20 protein-coding genes are annotated in these 20,118 nt (G+C 72.5%); 17 read left to right on the top strand and 3 right to left on the bottom strand.

All coding sequences use genetic code 11. From position 1 onward, the window contains the following. Nucleotides 1-96: 96 nt before the first annotated feature. Nucleotides 97-1,134 carry a chitinase gene (locus tag ACO1BR_RS16630; RefSeq protein ID WP_426795835.1) on the bottom strand — a complete coding sequence of 346 codons (1,038 nt, stop codon included), beginning with the start codon at nt 1,132-1,134 and terminating at the stop codon, nt 97-99. A 1,739-nt stretch (nt 1,135-2,873) separates the two neighbouring features. Here ACO1BR_RS16630 and cpaB point away from each other — a divergent pair. From cpaB to ACO1BR_RS16570, 12 genes are all read left to right on the top strand, one after another. Continuing rightward, nucleotides 2,874-3,593 carry a Flp pilus assembly protein CpaB gene (gene cpaB, locus ACO1BR_RS16625; protein ID WP_426795834.1) on the top strand — a complete coding sequence of 240 codons (720 nt, stop codon included), beginning with the start codon at nt 2,874-2,876 and terminating at the stop codon, nt 3,591-3,593. Nucleotides 3,594-3,606: 13 nt separating this feature from the next. Further along, on the top strand, nt 3,607-5,052 hold the full coding sequence (locus ACO1BR_RS16620; RefSeq protein ID WP_426795833.1) for an AAA family ATPase: 1,446 nt from the start codon (nt 3,607-3,609) through the stop codon (nt 5,050-5,052). 3 nt (nt 5,053-5,055) lie between these two features. Continuing rightward, nucleotides 5,056-5,439, top strand: a complete 384-nt coding sequence (locus ACO1BR_RS16615) for a TadE/TadG family type IV pilus assembly protein (protein WP_426795832.1) — start codon at nt 5,056-5,058, stop codon at nt 5,437-5,439. Next, entirely contained in the window at nt 5,439-5,918 is a 480-nt protein-coding gene (locus ACO1BR_RS16610) for a TadE family protein (protein WP_426795831.1), read from the top strand. The genes ACO1BR_RS16615 and ACO1BR_RS16610 overlap by 1 nt, the downstream gene beginning before the upstream one ends. Further along, the gene (locus ACO1BR_RS16605) at nt 5,915-7,255 is read left to right on the top strand and encodes a CpaF family protein (RefSeq protein ID WP_426795830.1); all 1,341 of its coding nucleotides are present in this window, start codon (nt 5,915-5,917) and stop codon (nt 7,253-7,255) included. Before ACO1BR_RS16610 ends, ACO1BR_RS16605 begins: the two co-directional genes overlap by 4 nt. Beyond that, nucleotides 7,252-8,199, top strand: coding sequence for a type II secretion system F family protein (locus ACO1BR_RS16600; protein ID WP_426795829.1), 948 nt, complete (start codon nt 7,252-7,254; stop codon nt 8,197-8,199). The genes ACO1BR_RS16605 and ACO1BR_RS16600 overlap by 4 nt, the downstream gene beginning before the upstream one ends. A 53-nt stretch (nt 8,200-8,252) precedes the next feature. Continuing rightward, nucleotides 8,253-9,146 (top strand): DUF5936 domain-containing protein, encoded by an 894-nt coding sequence (locus ACO1BR_RS16595; RefSeq protein WP_426795828.1) that lies wholly within the window; start codon nt 8,253-8,255, stop codon nt 9,144-9,146. A 3-nt stretch (nt 9,147-9,149) separates the two neighbouring features. Continuing rightward, the gene (locus ACO1BR_RS16590) at nt 9,150-9,617 is read left to right on the top strand and encodes a hypothetical protein (RefSeq protein ID WP_426795827.1); all 468 of its coding nucleotides are present in this window, start codon (nt 9,150-9,152) and stop codon (nt 9,615-9,617) included. A gap of 382 nt (nt 9,618-9,999) precedes the next feature. Then, entirely contained in the window at nt 10,000-10,167 is a 168-nt protein-coding gene (locus ACO1BR_RS16585; protein ID WP_043270593.1) for a membrane protein, read from the top strand. A 20-nt stretch (nt 10,168-10,187) separates the two neighbouring features. Next, nucleotides 10,188-10,865, top strand: a complete 678-nt coding sequence (locus tag ACO1BR_RS16580) for a pilus assembly protein TadG-related protein (RefSeq protein WP_426795826.1) — start codon at nt 10,188-10,190, stop codon at nt 10,863-10,865. A gap of 54 nt (nt 10,866-10,919) precedes the next feature. Next, entirely contained in the window at nt 10,920-11,507 is a 588-nt protein-coding gene (locus ACO1BR_RS16575) for a hypothetical protein (RefSeq protein ID WP_426795825.1), read from the top strand. A 10-nt stretch (nt 11,508-11,517) separates the two neighbouring features. Next, complete coding sequence (locus ACO1BR_RS16570; RefSeq protein ID WP_426795824.1) at nt 11,518-12,123, top strand: OmpA family protein; 606 nt, start codon at nt 11,518-11,520, stop codon at nt 12,121-12,123. 87 nt (nt 12,124-12,210) lie between these two features. Here ACO1BR_RS16570 and ACO1BR_RS16565 read toward each other — a convergent pair whose 3' ends face one another. After that, on the bottom strand, nt 12,211-12,567 hold the full coding sequence (locus tag ACO1BR_RS16565; protein ID WP_426795823.1) for a DUF192 domain-containing protein: 357 nt from the start codon (nt 12,565-12,567) through the stop codon (nt 12,211-12,213). Between the two features lie 39 nt (nt 12,568-12,606). Between ACO1BR_RS16565 and ACO1BR_RS16560 the strand changes: the two genes are divergently transcribed. Beyond that, complete coding sequence (locus ACO1BR_RS16560) at nt 12,607-13,344, top strand: prepilin peptidase (protein WP_426795822.1); 738 nt, start codon at nt 12,607-12,609, stop codon at nt 13,342-13,344. Between the two features lie 230 nt (nt 13,345-13,574). Here the strand turns inward: ACO1BR_RS16560 and mgrA are convergent, their stop codons facing one another. After that, nucleotides 13,575-14,612 (bottom strand): L-glyceraldehyde 3-phosphate reductase, encoded by a 1,038-nt coding sequence (gene mgrA / locus ACO1BR_RS16555; RefSeq protein ID WP_426795821.1) that lies wholly within the window; start codon nt 14,610-14,612, stop codon nt 13,575-13,577. Nucleotides 14,613-14,746: 134 nt separating this feature from the next. Here mgrA and ACO1BR_RS16550 point away from each other — a divergent pair, with 134 nt between their 5' ends. The 4 genes from ACO1BR_RS16550 to ACO1BR_RS16535 all read left to right on the top strand — a co-directional run bounded on the left by ACO1BR_RS16550 (nt 14,747) and on the right by ACO1BR_RS16535 (nt 20,100). After that, nucleotides 14,747-15,526 carry an isoprenyl transferase gene (locus ACO1BR_RS16550; RefSeq protein ID WP_426795870.1) on the top strand — a complete coding sequence of 260 codons (780 nt, stop codon included), beginning with the start codon at nt 14,747-14,749 and terminating at the stop codon, nt 15,524-15,526. 478 nt (nt 15,527-16,004) lie between these two features. Further along, on the top strand, nt 16,005-17,342 hold the full coding sequence (locus tag ACO1BR_RS16545; RefSeq protein ID WP_426795820.1) for a PhoH family protein: 1,338 nt from the start codon (nt 16,005-16,007) through the stop codon (nt 17,340-17,342). 408 nt (nt 17,343-17,750) lie between these two features. After that, entirely contained in the window at nt 17,751-18,446 is a 696-nt protein-coding gene (locus ACO1BR_RS16540; protein ID WP_159508290.1) for a transglycosylase SLT domain-containing protein, read from the top strand. Nucleotides 18,447-18,570: 124 nt separating this feature from the next. Continuing rightward, a complete protein-coding gene (locus tag ACO1BR_RS16535) occupies nt 18,571-20,100 on the top strand; it encodes an AI-2E family transporter (protein WP_426795819.1) in 1,530 nt (509 codons plus the stop codon). The last annotated feature ends 18 nt before the right edge of the window (nt 20,101-20,118 follow it).

The following is a 20,118-nucleotide window of genomic DNA, read 5'->3' as shown; positions in this document are numbered from 1 at the left end:
TCCGGGCGTAGCCCCGCGGCGGCCCGGAACCAGGTCCCGCGCACCCGGTGCGCGGGACCTGGCCATGTGGGGGGTGGCGTCCTTGGAGGAGCCGGGCTATGGCAGTCCGTGGACGTGCCCGCCCACCTGGCTCGCGAACTCGTTGCCGTTCGAGGCGTCCCAGTTCGTGGACCAGGCCATCGCGCCGCGCAGCCCCGGATAGGTCCGCGGCGGCTTGAAGGCCCCGCAGTCGGTGCCCGCGGTGAGGCAGTCCAGGGCGGCGTCGACCACCGACGGAGCGACATGGCCGCTGCCCGCCGCGCTGGCCGAGGCCGGTACGCCGATGCCGACCTGGGACGGGTCGAGCCCGCCCTCCAACGGGATACAGGCCAGCGAGGTCAGGAAGTCCACCGAGCCCTGGGCGTAGACCTTGCCGTCGCAGCCGTTCATCGAACCGCTGTTGTAGTACTGCGTGTTGACGACGGTCAGGAAGTCCTTGATGCCGAGGGCCGTCTTGAAGTACTCGGTCTGCGCCGACTGCATGTCGAGGGTCTGCGGGGCCATCGTCACCACGACATCGCCGTGCTGGGCGTGGACGGCCTTCAGTGCCTGCGTCATGTACGTGGAGTTGAGGCCGTTCTCCAGGTCGATGTCGACGCCGTTGAAGCCGTACTGGTCCATCAGGCCGTTGATCGAGTCGGCGAAGTTCTTGGCGGAGGCGTCGTCGTTGACGGATATCGAGCCCTTCTCGCCGCCGACCGAGATGACCACCGACTTGCCGGCCGCCTGCTTGGCCTTGATGTCGGCCTTGAAGTCGGCGGCGGAGGCGTAGCCGACGGCCGGGTCCAGGTTGAAGGTGACCGCGCCGGGCGCTCCCGTGGCGTCGGCGAAGGCGACCGCGATGATGTCGTAGGCGTTGTCGACGTCCTTCAGTTTCTGCACCGTGGCGCCGTTGTTGAAGTTCTGCCAGTAGCCGGTGACGGCGTGCCGGGGGACGGCGGTGGGTGCGGCCGGGTGCCCGGCGGGGCGCGCCTCGGACGCGCTCGCGGTGCCCGCCGCGGCGGTGCCGGCCACCGTCAGCAGCGCGGCGGCCAGCCCGGCCGGCAGCTTTCGGGCGCTTCTTCCCGTCCCTGTTCCTTTTCGTGCGCGGACCACGACTGCCTCCGTGTGGGGGGGAGTTGGGGGGTGGTGCGGATGCGCGCTCAGGGGCCCCTGGGCTTGCCGTACAAGGTGGTCCAGACCATTGCCGCTGTCAAGAGTCCGCGCGGAAGCGGCTGTTCCGATGGATGCCGCTTCGGCGGTAGGCGGTGTTTCCCTATCGGGCGGCGGCTGGGGCGGTGGCCGAGATGAGTAGCCCAGAACGTGTTCTCCGGGGCGTATCTCTGTGGATAAAGTGCTGAGCGTATGGCGCCGATGGCGCAGAGCTGTGCCGATCCGCGGTCCCGGGGCCCCCGGAGGCCGGAGGAAGTGGGGGAGCGACGTGCCGACCGCGATTGCAGTCACCAGCCCGGATCTCGCGCTGCCCGCGACCGACCGGCAGACCCCCGCCGCCGTCGTGCTGCGGTCCCCGCATCTCCAGCCGCTGGACGAGGCGTTGACGGAGGTCAGCGCCGTACTGGAGCACCACGGGCATCTCGTGGCGCTGTACTCCTCGGCCTGCCCGCCGGAGCACGTCAGACGGCTGCACACCCTGCGCGCCGTGCTGGAGAGCGACCGGATCGCCATCCTCCCCACCGCCCTGCCGCCGCTCGGCGTGGCCGTCCTGGCCCGCCAGTTGCGGCAGTTGTCGCTTTTCGGCCTCAGTCCCGGCGTGCTGGCCTGCGCCGCCCGGCTGCTGGCGCACTACGTCCACGCGGGCGCCCTGCTGGGCAGCGTCAGCGGGCTGGACCGGGTCGAGGTGGACCTCCGCTCCCACATGAAGTCCTGGCTGCCCGGCGCCCACTTCGCCGTGCTGGCCAACCCCCGCCCCCAACTGCTGCACCTGGACCGGCACGGCACCCAGGCCGGACTCCGGCCGCCCGGCTTCGCCACCCAGCTCGCCGTCGCCCGCGGCCATCTCACCGCCGACTGGGTCACCTCCACGCTGGCGCCCTCCTGGCAGGTACAGGCCGTGTACGAGGCGCAGCTGCCCGCCGAGTCCGCCCGCTGGTGGGGCACCCAGAAGCTGATCGAGTTCGCCGCCGCCATTCCGGACCCCTCCCTCCTCCACCAACTCGTGGCGTCCGTACGGCGCGAGGACTGCGGCTGGTGCGGCCGGGAACTGATCGGCGACCGCTGCGCGTTCTGCGCGGCGCCGTCGGCCCGGGACCGGGCGGGCGGCGGCCCGGGGCGCGAACCGGCCGCCATAGCCGGGGCGCCGGCCGCCGCCGCGGCACCGGCGCCCGACCAGCCGCCCGCCGTCCCGCCCGCAGTCCCGCCCGACTGCCCCGCCTCGCCGCTGTGGCAGCGCGGACTCGCGCCGGTGGCGCCGTACGGGGTCNTCCCCCCCCCCCGCCGCGGCACCGGCGCCCGACCAGCCGCCCGCCGTCCCGCCCGCAGTCCCGCCCGACTGCCCCGCCTCGCCGCTGTGGCAGCGCGGACTCGCGCCGGTGGCGCCGTACGGGGTCCAGGGCGGCCGGGGGCCCGGCGATCCGCGCGGCGGAGCCGGCCGGCCGGACGTCCGCGGACCGAACATCATGAGCGGCACCGCGGACCCGGCGCCCGGCGCACCGCACCCGGCCGGCGGCTGGGACCTGCCCGGCCACCCCGACGGCCCCGACGTCCCACGCCGCCCGGACACGCCCGGCACCGCGCGGGCGGTGGCCCGCGTGCGCTGAACCACCCGGCAGCCGCCGGCACCTGACCCAAGACCGCCCGACCGCCCGCCGCACCGTCCCGATCGAGGTCCCCCACCCATGAACTCACGCCAGCGCCGCGGAGTGATCCTGCTGCTCCTGTCCGTCCTCTGTGCGGTCGGCGCGTTCGTCGGCGTGCTGTCGGTGATCCGGAACGTCGAGTCCAAGATCGGCCCGGAGAAGACCGCGTACCGGCTCAAGACGGACGTCGCGGCCTATAAAACGCTGGATCCCGGGCAGTTCGAAGAGGTGAAGATGCCCCAGCGGTGGCTGCCGCCCACCGCCGTGACCGACCTGGACAAGGTCAGCGGCAAGATCGCGGTGACCCCGCTGAAGAAGGGGTCGCTGCTCCAGGACGACATGATCGTCGACCGGCCGGCGCTGAAGGCCGGGCAGCAGGAGATCGCCATCATGATCGACGCGTCCACCGGAGTGGCCGGCAAGATCAACCCCGGTGCCCGGGTGAACATCTACGCCACCTTCGATGGCCGGCGCCCCGAGGACAAGCCGGTCTCCAAGGTCATCGTGGCCGGTGCCCAGGTCATCGACGTCGGCAAGCTGACGCCCCTGGAGGCCAAGGACCCCGGCAACACCACCGCCGGCAGCCGCCAGGCCGGCCAGGCCGTCCCGATCACCTTCGCGCTGGACACCGAGGACGCCCAACGGGTCGCGTACGCCGAGTCGTTCGCCTCCCACGTGCGGCTCGCCCTGCTCGCCCCCGGCACCGAGGCCACCATCCCGCCGGCCGAGCGCACCTACACCCTCGACGGCGACAAGTGACCCGGAGGCACAGGTGACCATCCGCATCCTCCCGGCAGTCGGCGACCCGGACGCCGCGCGAGCTGTCTCCGCGCTCCTCGGCCAGCTGCCGGACGCCGAACCGGCGCCCGCGGTCGCCGACTCCACCGCGCTCCTCAACGCGCTGGCCGGGGCCGCCGGTTCGGCGGCCGGTGCGCCGCCCGCCGGCCAGGGGCCGCCCCCCGCCGGTGTGCCGTCCGGCGTCGAGGCGCTGCCCGAGGTCGTCCTCGTCCACGAGCGGATCGGCCCGGTGCCGGCGCTGGAGCTGATCCGCGAGGTGGCGCTCCGCTTCCCCGCCGTCGGCGTCGTGCTGATCACCACGGACGCCGGGCCCGCGCTGTTCTCCGCGGCGATGGACGCGGGCGCCCGCGGCATCGTCGGACTTCCCCTCGGCTACGACGAGTTGGCCGCCCGGGTGCAGGCCGCGGCCCAGTGGGCGGCCGGGGTCCGCGTCCACCTGGGGGGCGGCCCGGACGCCGTCCCGGGGCCGGCCGGCACGCTGGTGACCGTGACCGGCGCCAAGGGCGGGGTCGGCACCACCGTCGCCGCCGTCCAGCTGGCGCTCGCCGCGCGGGCCGCGGGCCGCAGCGTCGCCCTGGTCGACCTGGACCTCCAGTCCGGGGACGTCGCCTCCTATCTGGACGTCCAGTTCCGCCGCTCGGTCGTCGACCTGGCCGGGATCCAGGACATCTCCGTACGGGTGCTCCAGGACGCGGTCCACGACCACCACACCGGTCTCGGGCTGCTGCTGGCCCCCGAGGAGGGCGAGCGCGGCGAGGAGGTCGACGACCGGGCGGCCCGCCAGATCGTCACCGCGCTGCGCTCCCGCTACGAAGTGGTGATCGTCGACTGCGGCTCCCAGATGCAGTCCGCCAACGCCGCGGCCGTCGAACTCGCCGACCTGGCCCTGCTGGTGACGACGCCGGACGTGGTCTGCGTACGGGCCGCCAAGCGGCAGGTGCGGCTGTGGGACCGGCTCCAGATCCGCAAGGCCGAGGACACCGTCACGGTTCTCAACCGCCTCAGCCGCAACACCGAGATCCAGCCGCCGCTGGTCGCCAAGGCCACCGGCACCCAGGTCGCCAGGACCACGGTCCCGGCCGCCTTCAAGGAACTCCAGCCCTGCGTCGACGCCGGCCGGATGCAGGACCTCGACGGCCGCTCGACGGTCAAGCAGGCGCTGTGGACGCTCGCCGGCGAACTGGGTCTGGTCGACGCGCCGGCCGCCCGCCAGGGGAGAGGCGGCCACCGCACGCGCCCGACGCTGACCGGGCGCAGGCGCAAGGCCATAACGACGGGTGCGGCGCAGGGGTCCGGCCCCGGGCCGGGCCCGGACACGGCAGCGGCGGGCGCCGGGCGGTTCGGCGTCCGGCGGGGCGCCCCGTCCCCGTCCGGCGGCGCGGGCCCGTTCGACCCGTCCGGCCCGTACGAGGAGGGCTGACCGGTGCGGCGTCCGGTGGGCGGCAGCGACCGCGGCCAGGTCTCGGTGGAGTTCCTCGGGGTCCTCCCGCTGATCCTCCTGGTGCTGGTGCTGCTCTGGCAGTTCGCGCTGGTCGGCTACACCTACTCGCTCGCCGCCGACGCCGCCGACCGCGGCGCGCGGGCCGCCACCGCCATCCAGGGCGGCGGCGCCGGCGCCTGCCGCACCGCCGCCGAGCACGAGCTGCCGCGCGCCTGGCACGACGGTGCCCAGACGGACTGCCGGACCGGGGCGGGCCTGTGGAAGGCGACGGTCCGTATCAGGGTCCCGGTGCTCTTCCCGGGCGCCGGGCGGTTCCCGTGGACGGTCACCGGCACGGCCGGCGCGGCCAAGGAGGCGCGAGGGTGATGGCCCGCAACTCCCGTATCCCCGCCCGGCTGTTGGGCCCCCCGGCCCGCCGCCGCGCCCGCTCCCGGGGGCGCGACCGGGGCTCCGCCTCCATCGAGTTCCTCGGGGTGCTGCCCATCCTGCTCGTACTGGCCCTCGCCGTCATCCAACTGGGCCTCGCCGCCTACGCCGTCCAGCAGGCCGGCACCGCGGCCCGCGCCGCCGCCCGCACCGCCTCGATGGACCGGGCCGACCGGGAGGCCGATCCGCAGGACGCCGGCCGGGCCGCGCTGACCGGTTGGGTCGCCGACCGCGCCTCGATCACCGTCGGCGGCTCGGGCGACACGGTCCAGGCGACGGCGACCGTGCAGATCCCCTCGATCATCCCCGGCACCGACTTCGGCTCCGCCCGCCGCACCGCCACCATGCCCCGCCCCGAAGGAGCATCCGGAGCGTCGGCGCAACCACCACGCACAACGACAGGAGCGCCCACGCGATGAGCCTCAAAGCCAGGATCGTCGCACCCGAACCGGCCGGTGAGGCGCGCCAGGACGGCCATCTGGTCGCCGTCTACCGCGCCAAGCTGCTGGAGGAGATCGACCTTGCCGAGATGTCCTCGCTGGCCGCCGTGGAACGCCGCTCGCGGCTGGAGCGCGTCCTGGGGCACATCATCAGCCGCGAGGGCCCGGTCCTGTCCACCGCCGAGCGCGCCCAGCTCATCCGCCGGGTCGTCGACGAGGCGCTGGGCCTCGGCGTGCTCGAACCGCTCCTCGAAGACGCCTCGGTCACCGAGATCATGGTCAACGGCCCGGACCAGGTGTACGTGGAGCGGTCCGGCCGGGTCGAGCTGGTCCCGGTCCGCTTCGCCTCGCACGAGCAGCTGATGCAGACCATCGAGCGGATCGTGTCCACCGTCAACCGCCGGGTGGACGAGTCCCATCCGATGGTCGACGCCCGGCTGCCGTCCGGCGAGCGCGTCAACGTCATCATTCCGCCGCTGGCCCTCAACGGCGCCACCCTCACCATCCGCCGCTTCCCGCGCGCCTACACCCTCGCCGAGCTCATCGGCATCGGCACGCTCGACGAGCAGATGCTGATGCTGCTGGCGGGGCTGGTGCGCGCCAAGTTCAACGTGGTGGTCTCCGGGGCCACCGGCGCCGGCAAGACCACCCTCCTCAACGCCCTCTCGGGGCTGATCCCGGACGGCGAGCGGATCATCACCGTCGAGGACGCCGCCGAACTCCAGCTCCAGCAGAGCCACGTCATCCGGCTCGAATCCCGCCCGCCCAACGTCGAGGGCAAGGGCCGGATCACCATCCGCGACCTGGTCCGCAACTCCCTGCGCATGCGCCCCGACCGCATCATCGTCGGCGAGGTCCGCGGCGGGGAGACCCTCGACATGCTCCAGGCGATGTCCACCGGCCACGACGGCTCGCTCGCCACCGTCCACGCCAACAGCGCCGAGGACGCCCTGATGCGGCTCCAGACGCTCGCCTCCATGTCGGACGTCAGCGTCCCCTTCGAGGCGCTGCGCGACCAGATCAACAGCGCCGTCGACTGCATCGTCCAGCTCACCCGGCACGCCGACGGCTCCCGGCGGATCAGCGAGATCGCCCTCCTCGACTCGCGCGGCCACGAGGACTACCGCCTCGTCACGGTCGGCCGCTTCGAGGCCGCACCGATGGGCGCCGACCGCGTGGTGCACGGCGCCTTCCGTTACTTCCCGCTGCCCCGCCGGGTCGCCGAACGCCTCTTCATGGCCGGCGAGCCCACCCCGCCGGCCTTCGGCGTGGCGGCCACCGACGACCAACTCGCCACCCGGAAGGCCACCTCATGACCGGCGGGAACCCCCTCGCCCTGCTCGCCATCGGGGCCACCGTGCTGTGCGGTGCGCTCGCCATCGCCGGCGTGCGGACGTACGCGTCCGGGCGCGCCCAGCGGCAGGCCATCGTCGACCGGCTCGCGGACGAGCACCGGCTGCCGGTGACCGGCCGGCGCCGCCGCTTCCCGTCCGTCGACCGCACCCTGCGCACCACCCGCTTCGGCCGCCGCCTCGAACTGCGGCTGACCGCCACCGGACTGGACCTCACCCCCGGCGAGTTCTTCGTCTACATGGTCACCGCGGTGCTCGTCCTGTGGGTGGTCGCCCAGGCCGTCCTCGCCCCCTTCTTCGGCCCGATCGCCGCGCTGGTCGCGGTCTGGGCCGCGTTCGCCTTCCTCAACTGGCAGCGGCAGAAGCGGATCGAGAAGTTCATCAACCAGCTCCCCGAGCTCTCCCGGATCCTCGCCAACGCCACCCAGGCCGGCCTGGCGCTGCGCACGGCCCTGGGGATGGCCGCCGAGGAGCTGGAGGCCCCGGCCGGCGAGGAGCTGGCCAAGGTCGCCGACAAGCTCGCCGTCGGCCACTCCGTCGACGAGGCCCTGGGCGAGCTGGCCGAACGGCTGCCCTCCCGCGAACTGGTCGTCCTGGTCACCACGTTGGTGCTGGCCAACCGCGCCGGCGGCACCGTCGTCGGTTCGCTGCGCAACCTCACCAAGACCCTGGAGGAGCGCAAGGAGACCCGCCGCGAGGTCCGCACCCAGCTCTCCCAGGTCGTGGTCACCGCGTACGTCGTCCCGCTGCTCGGCATCGGCACGCTGCTGCTGATGAACCGCATCGCCCCGGGCGCCATCGACCGGATGACCTCGTCCTTCCTCGGCCAGCTCGCGGTCGTGGTGGCCTTCGCCCTCTACGGGCTCGGCTTCTTCTTCATCCGCCGCCTCTCCAAGATCGACGTGTAGCGCCCGCCCGAAGTCCCGTCCCCCGACGCCCAGGTGGAGAAGCCGGTATCGCCATGACACTCGGAACACTGCTGGCCCTCGCCCTCGCCCTCTCGGTCGCCGGCATCTGCTGCGGTGTCGCGCTCTACCGCCGCGAGGCCCGGCTCCCGCCCGACCTCGCGCTGTCCCTGGAGGTCGGCTCGACCCGTACGACGGCCGTCGGTTCGGCCGTGGACCGCACGGGGATGCGCTACGCCCCGCTGGTCCTGCGGCTGATGGGCGACAAGCGGGTCGCCAGGGTGCGCCGGCGGATCGACCTCGCCGGCAACCCCGGCGGGCTGACCGTCGACCGCTACGCCGCCCGCCGGGCCGTCTACGGGGCGCTGGGCTTCTTCGGGGCGCTGGTGATGTTCCTGCGCGGCCAGCCGCTGCTGGGCGCGCTGATGGTCCTGTTCGGCCTGTTCTGGACCGAGGTCGGCATCTGGGCGGCGATTCGGCAACGCAAGGACACCATCGAACGCACGCTTCCGGACTTTCTGGACGTGCTGGCCGTCGTGGTGAGCGCGGGGCTGGGCTTCCGGCAGGCGCTCGACCGGGTCGCCGAGAAATACGAGGGCCCCTGGGCCGATGAACTCCGCATCACCCTGCGCCAGATGGACATGGGCGTCAGCCGCCGCGCCGCGTTCGAGGAGCTGCGCAAACGCAACGACTCCGAACAGGTCGCGCAGTTCGTCACCGCCCTCCAGCAGGGCGAGGAACTGGGCTCGCCGATCGTCGAGACGCTGATCCAGATCGCCGACGACATGCGCCGTACCGACGCACAGAACGCCCGCCGGCGGGCCGCCCGCGCGGTCCCCAAGGCGACCATGGTCGTCACCACGTTCATGGTCCCGGCCACGATGATCCTGCTCATCGCCGGCTTCTTCCTCGGTTCCGGCACCAACTTCGGCTCCCTGATGGGACGCTGAGCCATGCACCCCACCGCGTCCCCCGCCGCGTCCCCCACCGATTCCTCCGCCACGTCCCCCTCCGCCGCCTGGCGCCGCTGGACCGGCTTCGGCGTGCCCGGCCTGGTCCTGCTCGGTGCCGCCTGCGTCGTCCTCCAGGCCGCCGTCTTCGACCACGACACGTTCCACGACTGCCACTACTTCGGCCCGTCCTTGCGGATGCACATCGCCGCCTGGGCCGGTCTGGCCTGCGGCCTCGCGGCGCCGGCGGGCTATGCCGCACTGTTCCGCGGCGCGGTCCGCAGAGGCTGGCGGCCCCAGGGGACCCGGGCCTCCGCGCTCGCGCTGGCTTTCGTGATCCTGGGCGTACTGCCGCTGTTCCTGGAGGCGTTCGGGGTCTGGGCGCTCTACGCCCCCGACCCGTCCGGGGGCGACGACTGCGGGGGACTGGCCTCCGCGCTCGCCGGCGCGGTCCCGTACGCGGCCGGATGAGGACGGTCACGGAGCCCGCTTCTCGTCAACGCCTTCGCAAGCGCAACGAGTTGTGCCACAGTGGAGGCGCCGGGCGGGACCGCTCGTACAGGGGTGCGGAGGGGCCGGCCGGACCGCATGGGTGTGGACGCCGGGGCAGTGAGAGACGTGTCAGGTGGTTCCGGAGGGGGAACGGGGGTGGCTGAGGTGCCGCGCAGTGGCCGAAACGCACCGGTGTACCCGCCGCTCGTGGTTTCGAACGAGGATGAGGTTCGGAATCCCTGTTCCGGGAACGCTGTTCCGGCGTACTTTTCTCGTGTCGCGCGCGCGGACGACCGCGCCGGGGCCACGGGGGCAGACCAGCCGGACCAGATCGGGACGGCGGCCCATGGAGGGGAAGACGATGGCGAAGCGGATCGTGGGGAACGACGACCGGGGACAGACCTCGATCGAGTACCTCGGCATCATCGCGGTGGTCGTGGCGATCGTCCTGGTCCTGTCGACCACGGACTTCGGCAGCCAGATCGCGAACGCCATCGCCAACAAGATCTCCGACGTCGTCGGAATCTAGGCGCAGCCGCCGCCACTCCCGTGCCGGGCACCCTCACGCGCCGCCGCCGGCGCGACGCGGGGCAGACCCTGCCGATCTACATCGTCGCGATCGGGGGCCTGCTCTTCCTCGCGCTCGCCTTCTTCGCCGTCGGCCAGGCGGCGGCCACCCGCAACGGCGCCCAGACCGCCGCCGACGCCGCCGCGCTCGCCGCCGGCCAGAAATACCGCGAGGAGCTCGGCACGAGCTTCCTCGACGCGCTGCGCAACAGCACCGGCGACCCCACCGCCTGGCAGGACCTCCTCAACGGCCGCGGCGCACCCTCCGCGGCGGCCTGCCGCAGCGCGGACTGGTACGCCGGACGCAACGACGCCGCGGTCTCGTCGTGCACCCCGGACTCCTGGCCCACCTCCTTCGCGGTCACCGTCAAGACCCGTAACACAGTGGGCCGTTCGGTCATTCCGGGCACCGAGGACGAACACGCCGCGGCCCGCGCGAAGGCGATCGTCGAGCCCCGCTGCACCCTCGGCGCGCCCACGCCTCCGCCCGGCACCCTGCCGGCTCCCACGCCCACCCCCACACCCACCGGCGACGGCAAGGGCACCGGGTCCGCCCCGATCACCCTGACCTGCGACGGCAAGGGCTGGACGCTCGACCCCGCACACCTCCGCGCTCTCCCCGCTGCCGCCGACCTGTTCTCCGTACGTCTGGCGCAGTGAGCCGCCCGAGCGCCCCACGGACACCCCCGACCTCACGATCAAAGGAACCCATCCATGAGCATTCGGCTCACGAGCAAGGCCGCCAGGGGAGCGGTCGCCCTGGCAAGCGCGGTCGGCCTGGCTCTCGTCGCGGCCGGCTGCGGTGGTGGCGACGACGGTGGTGGGCAGGCGCCGGACGGCAAGAAGCCGGCGGCCCACGCCTCCGCCTCGAAGGACGACGCCGCCGGCAGCCCCGCGGCCGACTCGGCCAAGGTCATCGGCGAGATGAAGGGCGCGGACGGCATAGTGGTCACCCTGCACTCCGCCATCCGCGACTCCGGCGGCTTCGTCACCGTCAACGGGACCGTCACCAACCACGGCACCCGCCCCTTCAACGCCATCGGCTGGCGCTCCAACGAGACCGAGCTGAAGTCCCGTTCGTCCATCTCCGGTGCCACCCTCGTCGACAAGGCCGGCAAGAAGCGCTATCTGGTCCTGCGCGACACCACCGGCGAATGCCTCTGCACGACTGGCCTCAGCGGCCTCATGCCGGGCGCCAGCCGGCCCGTCTTCGCGCAGTTCCCGGCGCCGCCCGCCAAGGTCACCGAGGTCGACTTCCAGCTGCCGACGATGCCCCCGGCCACCGTCCAGATCACGGATTGAGCCGCCGCCGATGACCGCCTCCCGTACGGCCCTCACGGCCACCGCCGCGCTCCTGCTGACCGTCGCGCTCACCGCCCCGGCCGCGCACGCCGACCCGCCCGGCATCACCGAGGGCACCGACGCGCCCGTACGCATCGACCCCACCAACCCCAACCTGCGGATGGTCCAGGGCGCCAAGCTCGCCCCGCCCAAGGTCCTCAACATCAAGTCCGTCGTCGAGACCGACGACGGCTCCGAGCGCCGCCAGGACACCAACGACAACGTGACCTTCGCGCTCCAGGCCGAGGTCCTGTTCGGCAAGGACAGCGCCGAGCTGTCGCCGGACGCGCTGTCCCGGATCGGCGCCATCGCCGACGAGGCCAAGAAGCAGCACGCCACCAACCTGCGGGTGTTCGGCTTCACCGACAACCTCGGCTCCGCCGCCCACGGCCTGGTCCTCTCCAAGCAGCGGGCCAATGCCGTCCAGCGCGAACTGGCCGACGACCTGGGCTCGTCGGTCACCTTCCAGATCCGCGGCTACGGCGAGCAGTACCCGATCGCCGACAACGGCACCGAGGAAGGCCGCAGGAAGAACCGCCGCGTCGAGGTCAGCTTCCCGCGCGGCACCGGCTCGTGACGAGGCACGCCGCCCGCTGCCGACCTCGCCCGCCTGCTGGGCCCTTCCCAGGGGGGAGGGCCCAGCAGGCGGGCGCCCCAGGGGAGTTCACCCGCCGTCCACGGCCGGCCGCAACCGCACGCCCCGGCGCACCCCCCACCGCGCCATCGCCCCCGCCTCCGCCTCCAGTACGTGCCGCGCCCGCAACCGCGGGCGCCCCAACCGCCCCGGCCGCATGGTCCGTACACCGAGCACCGTGAAATCCCGCCCCAGATAGGCGACATCGATCGCGAACCGCATCCCGAAGGTGTGCACCCCGCTCGCCGGCGTCAGCAGCAGCGCCCCGGCGACCCCGTCCCGGCCCAACAGCCCCCGCGTACGGGCCCGGTACGAGGCCGCGACCTCCACCGGAACCGCGACGTCCGCCCCGTACAGGACACCCCGGCCGTCTTCCCTGCGCACCATGCCGCCGTTCTATCAACCCGCGCGCTCTAGGGTCGACCGGTGTCCCTCACGCTGATGATTCTCGCCGCCGCCTACGGGGCCGCCGCCGGGCTGCTCCTGCCGCGGCCCGCGCACCGGATGTCCGTGGAACCGGAGGACGACTGGCGCGCGGGCTGCCCCGCGGGCCATCCGATCACCGGAGCGCTGCGGGGCTGGCTGGGCCCCGGCCGCTGCCCGGCCTGCCGGGCGCCGTACGGGCCCGGCGCGCTGCCGACGGCGGCGGCCGGTGCGCTGGTCTGCGCGGCCCTGGCGGCGGTCGCGGGCGCCCGCCCGGAGCTCGCCGCCTGGCTGCTGACGGCACCGGTGGCCGTACTGCTGGCGATCGTCGACTGGCGGGTGCGCCGCCTCCCGGACGTACTGACCCTCCCCCTGGCCGCGCTCCTCGCCCTGGCCCTCGGCCTCGCCGCCTGGTACGCCGGCGCGCCCGGCCCCTGGCTCCGCGCGCTGCTCGCGGGCGCCGCGCTCGCCACCGGCTACCTCGTCCTCCATCTCGCCAACCCGTCCGGCATCGGCCTGGGCGACGTCAAGCTCGCGATCGGGCTGGGGGTCGCCCTTGGGTGGTACGGCTGGCGCACGCTGATCACCGGGGGCGCGGCGGGGATCCTGCTGGGCGCCCTCTACGGCGCGGGACTGCTGCTCACCCGCCGCTCCGGCCGGAACACGACCATGCCCTTCGGCCCCTTCATGATCACCGGCGCTTTCTGCGGCCTCCTTCTGGGCGCCGCGGCGGCTCGCTGAGCCGGCGCGGCCCCCTCCCGCCGCCGTCCCGAGCCACGCCGAGAGCCCCCACGATGCACGAAGCACCCCTCTCGTGGGGTTATGGTGGAAACCCCCCCTCGGGCCGGTCCGTATCCCCCCCACGGACCGGCCCGCTTTTTTGCCCACCCCGGGCCGCCTCCGGAACCTGGCCGAAACTGGCTGAAAACCTGCGCCCACCGGCCCGGCGGGCATCCGCTCGGCTCGGGGCCTCAGCTCCGGCGGGCCCAGATGTTGACGCCCTCGGTGGTGCGCGCGAACGCGTCGATCTCGGCGAGCTCGTCATCCGTGATCTTGGGTCCGTCGAGGGCCGCCACATTGGCCTCCAACTGGGCGACGCTGCTGGCGCCGATCAGCGCCGAGGTCATCCGCTCGTCGCGCAGCACCCAGTTCAGCGCGAGCTGCGCCAGGGACTGGCCGCGGCGCCGGGCGATCTCGTCGAGGCCGCGCAGCCGGCGGACCACCTCCTCGGAGAGCAGGTTGGGGTCCAGGGACTTGCCCTGGGAGGCGCGCGAACCCTCGGGGATGCCGTTCAGGTACTTGTCGGTGAGCATCCCCTGTGCCAGCGGGGCGAAGGAGATGCAGCCCATGCCCTCGTCGGCCAGCGTGTCCAGCAGCCCGTCGTCCTCGATCCAGCGGTTGATCATCGAGTACGAGGGCTGGTGGATCAGCGGGCGCACGCCCATGCCGCGCAGCAGCCGGGCCGCCTCGCGGGTCTGCTCGGCGTTGTACGACGAGACGCCGACGTAGAGCGCCTTGCCCTGCTGGACGGCGGACGCCAGCGCGCCCATCGTCTCCTCCAGCGGGGTGTCCGGATCGAAGCGGTGCGAGTAGAAGATATCGACGTAATCGACACCCATCCGCTTCAGCGAGGTATCCAGCGAAGAGAGGAGATATTTCCGTGAGCCCCATTCGCCGTAAGGGCCGGGGTGCATCAGATATCCGGCCTTTGTCGAGAGAATGATCTCGTCGCGGTAGCCGCGGAAGTCCTGGGCGAAGATCTTGCCGAAGTTCAGCTCGGCGGACCCGGGCGGTGGACCGTAGTTGTTGGCCAGATCGAAGTGGGTGACTCCCAGGTCGAAGGCGCGGCGCAGGATGGCCCGCTGGGAGCTCAGGGTGCGGTCGTCCCCGAAGTTGTGCCAGAGTCCGAGGGAGATAGCGGGAAGTTTCAGGCCGCTGCGGCCGGTACGCCGGTACTCCATGGAGGCATAGCGTGAACCCGCGGCGCGGCAGTCGGTGCCAGTGGTCATGCTCATCTCCCTATCACGGACTTGTGACCTACCTGATTGGGCTGTTGAGACAGCCGAGAAGTAAAGTTGGCCCCTTAGGCGACGGGGGCGATCGGCACGGAGGGGCTGGACCACACATGCTGCGATCTTCCGGGATGCGCATCCCATATCCGCCTGCACTGCGCGATCTCGTCTACCGGCTGTACGCCCGCCGGGTGGAGGGACGCCTCGACCACAGCCAGGTGCCCAAGCACATCGGCGTCATCCTGGACGGCAACCGGCGCTGGGCGCGCGCCGACGGGCGGACCACCGAGCAGGGCCACCAGGCCGGCGCGGCCAAGATCGAGGAGCTGCTCGGCTGGTGCGCCGAGACCGACGTCGAGGTCGTCACGCTCTGGCTGCTGTCCACCGACAACCTCGACCGGCCCGAGGACGAGCTGACCCCGCTGCTGGGGATCATCGAGAACACGGTGCGCGACCTGGCGGCCGACGGCCGCTGGCGGGTGCACCACGTCGGCAACCGCGATCTGCTGCCGGACGCCACCCAGCGGGTGCTCAAGGAGTCCGAGCAGACCACGCTCGGCAACAAGGGCGTCCTGGTGAACGTCGCGGTCGGCTACGGCGGCCGGCAGGAGATCGCGGACGCGGTGCGGTCGCTGCTGCTGGAGCACGCCGAGCGCGGGACGTCCTTCGAGGAGCTGGCCGAGATCGTCGACATCGACCTGATCTCCGAGCACCTCTACACCCGCGGCCAGCCGGACCCGGACCTGGTGATCCGGACCAGCGGCGAGCAGCGGCTGTCGGGCTTCATGCTCTGGCAGAGCGCCCACTCGGAGTACTACTTCTGCGAGGTCTTCTGGCCGGCGTTCCGGAAGGTCGACTTCCTGCGCGCACTGCGCGACTACGCCGCCCGGCACCGGCGCTACGGCAACTAGGGCCTTTCCGACCCTGACCCTCGGACACACCCTGGGGCCTGTCCCCCCGCCCCGTCGGACAGGCCCCAGGACGGACTTCCGGACGCGTTCTGACGCCCACTCGGGCGGCTTCTCCCCGGGGTGGCGAGGACCCGCGGCCGGGCCGCTCGGCGCGGCTTCGCCCGCGTTCCCGCCGGTCAGCCGTCACCTGTAACCAAAGGTTCATCGAGCGTGCGTCATATGCCGTGGCATGGGCGCGGGGGTTCGAGGGAATATCCCTTGCAGGTCGGCGTCCGGAAACAAGCCATCGGGCGCCGCATCTCAGCGGACGGCATGGGGCCGTCCGCCCGGGAGGCCCTTTGCGCATCACGGAGGATCGTGCGTACCGCACGGACGACGCGAGGAGCCGGCGTTCGGCCCGCGCAGCGCGGCCAGAACCCGGTCCTGTCCCCGGCGACGTCGTCGCACCCCAACCTCATCCGAGGGGGTTCGTCCACCCGTGGTGAACAGCAAGAAGCGCCGTGAGAACGACCGGCGCACCTATGTCCTCGACACCAGCGTCCTGTTGGCGGATCCGGCCGCCATGTCCCGCTTCGACGAACACGAGGTGGTGCTGCCGGTCGTCGTGGTCACCGAGCTGGAGGCCAAACGGCACCACCCCGAGCTCGGCTACTTCGCGCGGCAGGCGCTGCGCAGGCTGGACGAGTACCGGGTGCAGTACGGGCGGCTCGACGCCCCCATCCCCATCGGGGAACTCGGCGGGACGCTCCGGGTCGAACTGAACCACTCCGACCCGGGACTGCTGCCCGCGGCCTTCCTGAACGGCCACAGCCGGCTGGGCGACAACGACTCGCGGATCCTCGCGGTCGCCCGCAACCTCCAGGCCGAGGGGTTCGACGTCACGGTCGTCTCCAAGGACCTGCCGATGCGCATCAAGGCGTCCTCGGTGGGGCTGCTGGCCGAGGAGTACCGCGCCGAGCTGGCGATCACCGACTCCGGCTGGACGGGCATGGCGGAACTGGCCGTCTCCGCCGAGCAGGTGGACGACCTCTTCGCCGCCGAGACCGCGCACCTACCGGGCGCATCCGAACTTCCGGTACATACGGGACTGGTGCTCCAGTCCGAGCGCGGCAAGGCGCTGGGCCGGGTCACGCCGGAGGGCGCGGTCCGGCTGGTGCGCGGCGACCGGGAGGCGTTCGGGATCCACGGCCGCAGCGCCGAGCAGCGGATCGCGCTGGATCTGCTGCTGGATCCGGAGGTCGGCATCGTGTCGATGGGCGGGCGGGCCGGCACCGGAAAATCGGCGCTGGCGCTGTGCGCCGGGCTGGAGGCGGTGCTGGAGCGCCGGCAGCACAGCAAGGTGATGGTGTTCCGTCCGCTGTACGCGGTCGGCGGACAGGAGCTGGGATACCTTCCGGGCAGCGAGGCGGAGAAGATGAGCCCCTGGGCTCAGGCCGTCTTCGACACGCTGTCCGCGGTGACCACCAAGGACGTCATCGAAGAGGTCGTCGGGCGCGGCATGTTGGAGGTTCTGCCGCTGACCCATATCCGCGGGCGGTCGCTGCACGACGCGTTCGTCATCGTGGACGAGGCCCAGTCGCTCGAACGGAACGTCCTTTTGACGGTTCTGTCCCGTATCGGCGCCAACTCCCGTGTCGTACTGACCCATGACGTCGCCCAGCGCGACAACCTCCGGGTCGGGCGGTACGACGGGGTGGTCGCCGTCGTCGAGAAGCTGAAGGGCCATCCGCTGTTCGCCCACGTCACGCTCAACCGCTCCGAGCGGTCGCCGATCGCGGCGCTGGTGACCGAAATGCTGGAGGACGGCAGGATCTGACCGGTTGTGAACACGGCGCCGCCCGGCGAAGCGAAGGAGCTTAGCCGGGCGGCGTTCGTCTGCGCTTGGATATCCGGAAATCCCGGGCGGTAAACGAGGTGTGAGCTTTCACACCCGGCAGAGAATTGATTCCCGGTAGCCCGTTCGGGCAGAGTCTGGGTCCTGTCAGGCCCCGCATACGGCCCAACAGCACCCTCCGGGGTGTAGTGGACGACCCGAACTTCATAGCGAGTTGCCGTATGCCGCCCGAGCACCACGCGGACCCCCCAGGGGGACGTACCGGGCCAGCGCCTCCCGTGGCCAGCCGGCTCCCCCGCTCAACAGGGGCCGGAACAAGGGGAGGCCAGCGCCAGGGGCACGATTGCGTCCGCGAGGTCACCTAAGCGGGCGATGCTGGAAGGAAAACGTGTGAGCCGGATCTCGGTCCGGGGATTCGCCGTGGCCTCCGCCACCGCGGTCACCACCGTCGGCGCCGTCGTCGGCGTCGCATCGGGCAGCCAGGCGTCGGTCGCCAACACCGAGGCCACCGCCGCCGACGCGACGATCGCCGACATCCCCGCAGGCCAGCAGGCCCAGGTGCAGACGGCTTCGCTGACGCAGCAGGCGGACACCGCCTCCACCCAGGCGGACGCGGCTGCGCTGAAGTCCGCGCAGGAGTCGGCCCGTAAGGCAGCCGCGGAAACCGCGCAGAGCAAGAAGGACGCCGCGGACCAGGCGAAGGCCAAGAAGGACGCCGAGCAGCGTGCGAAGGAGCAGGCCGCGTCCCGCTCCGCGGTGCGCGACGCCAGCGACTTCCTGACCAAGGCGTCCTACAGCATCGCCGAGACACAGGCGATGGCGCGCCAGATGATGGCCTCCGACCAGTTCCAGTGCTTCAGCCACATCGTGGACCACGAGTCCGGCTGGAACTACCGCGCCACCAACGCCGGCTCCGGTGCCTACGGCCTCGTGCAGGCGCTGCCGGGCTCGAAGATGTCCTCCGCGGGCTCCGACTGGCAGACCAACCCGGCCACCCAGATCAAGTGGGGCCTCAGCTACATGAACGACCGCTACGGCAGCCCCTGCGGCGCCTGGTCGTTCTGGCAGGCGAACAGCTGGTACTAGGCCGCCTGGCAGCTTCACAGCGCTCCGAAACCCCCGAACGCGACGCGTTCGGGGGTTTCGTGCATCCGGCACAGGTAACGTCGTGACGTCAGTTGTGCCGCAAGGGCGGGGAAGAGGAAGCGACATGTCCAGATTGCCTCAGTGGGTCGGTGGCCTAGGCGCCGGTCTGACGCGGCTCTCGCAGCGGTTGGAGGAGCAGCGCCGCCGCGCCGAGGCCGCGGGGGCCGACGTGCCGGACGACCTGCGGCCCACCGGGCCGGCGGGCGGCCTGGACGGGTACCGCGTAAGGGTGCCGGTGGAGGGCGAACCGGCGGACGGCCGGCGGGCCGGCACGCTCACCGCGACCCGGACGCGGCTGCCCGACGGATCCGACGGCGTACCGCGGCCCGGGACGGCGGAGACCGTGGAGACGGCGGAGGATGCGGAGCCGGTGGAGAGCGCCGCGCCCCGGCAGCCGGAGTCGGTCCCCGCGCCGCCCTCGTACGCCCCGGCCGTGGCCGCGCCCCCGGACCCGGTGGCGGCGGTGCCGTGGGGAGTCCGGGTCGCCGCCGAGGCCGGCTGGCGGCTGCTGGTGCTGGCCGGGACGCTGTGGGTGCTGGCGAAGGTGATCACCACCATCCAACTGGTGGTGCTGGCGTTCGTCGCGGCGCTGCTGATCACCGCGCTGCTCCAGCCGACCGTCGCCTGGCTGCGCCGGCGCAACGTGCCGCGCGGGCTGGCGACCGCGCTGACCTTCATCAGCGGCTTCGTCGTCATGGGGCTGGTCGGCTGGTTCGTGGTCTGGCAGGTCCAGGACAACATCGACTCGGTCTCCAGCCGCATCCAGGAGGGCATCACCGAGCTCAAGGGCTGGCTGCTGAGCGGCCCGTTCCATGTGACCGAGAGTCAGATCAACCACATCGCCAAGAACCTCCAGGACGCGGTCGGCGCCAACACCGAGGCCATAACGTCGGCCGGGCTGGAGGGCGTCACCGTCGTCCTCGAAGTGTTCACCGGCATCCTGCTGGCGATGTTCACCACGCTCTTCCTGCTCTACGACGGCCCGCGCATCTGGAACTGGCTGCTCAAGCTGGTCCCGGGCGCGGCCCGCGAGGGCGTGGCGGGCGCCGGCCCGCGGGCCTGGCGGACGCTCACCGCCTACATCCGCGGCACGGTCCTGGTGGCGCTGATCGACGCGTTCTTCATCGGCGTCGGCCTCTACTTCCTCGACGTGCCGCTCGCCGTGCCGCTCGCCGTCTTCATCTTCCTCTTCGCCTTCATCCCGCTGATCGGCGCGGTGGTCTCGGGCGCGCTGGCGTGCGTGGTCGCCCTGGTCACCCAGGGCGGCGGCGTCGCCCTGCTGGTGCTGGCGGTGGTGCTGGCCGTGAACCAGATCGAGAGCCATGTCCTCCAGCCGTTCATCCTCGGCCGGGCGGTGCGGGTCCATCCGCTCGCGGTGATCCTGTCCGTCGCCGCGGGCAGCCTGACCGCCGGTGTCGGCGGTGCGGTCGTGGCGGTGCCGCTGGTGGCCGTCACCAACACCGTGGTGGGCTATCTGCGTTCGTACTCCAGGGAGCAGGCGCTGCGGATGACGGTGCCGCCGCGGGGCGCGACGGCGATCGCGGTCGCGCCGACGCCCGCTCCGGTACGGACCGAACGGCGCCGGGAGGAGTAGCGCACGGCCGTCGGAACG

The organism is Streptomyces sp. YGL11-2 (assembly GCF_050054615.1).
In the GTDB taxonomy this organism is placed as follows: Bacteria; Actinomycetota; Actinomycetes; order Streptomycetales; family Streptomycetaceae; genus Streptomyces.
The sequence above is the reverse complement of the archived record's forward strand: the minus strand, read 5'-3'. Positions and strand labels throughout refer to the sequence as shown.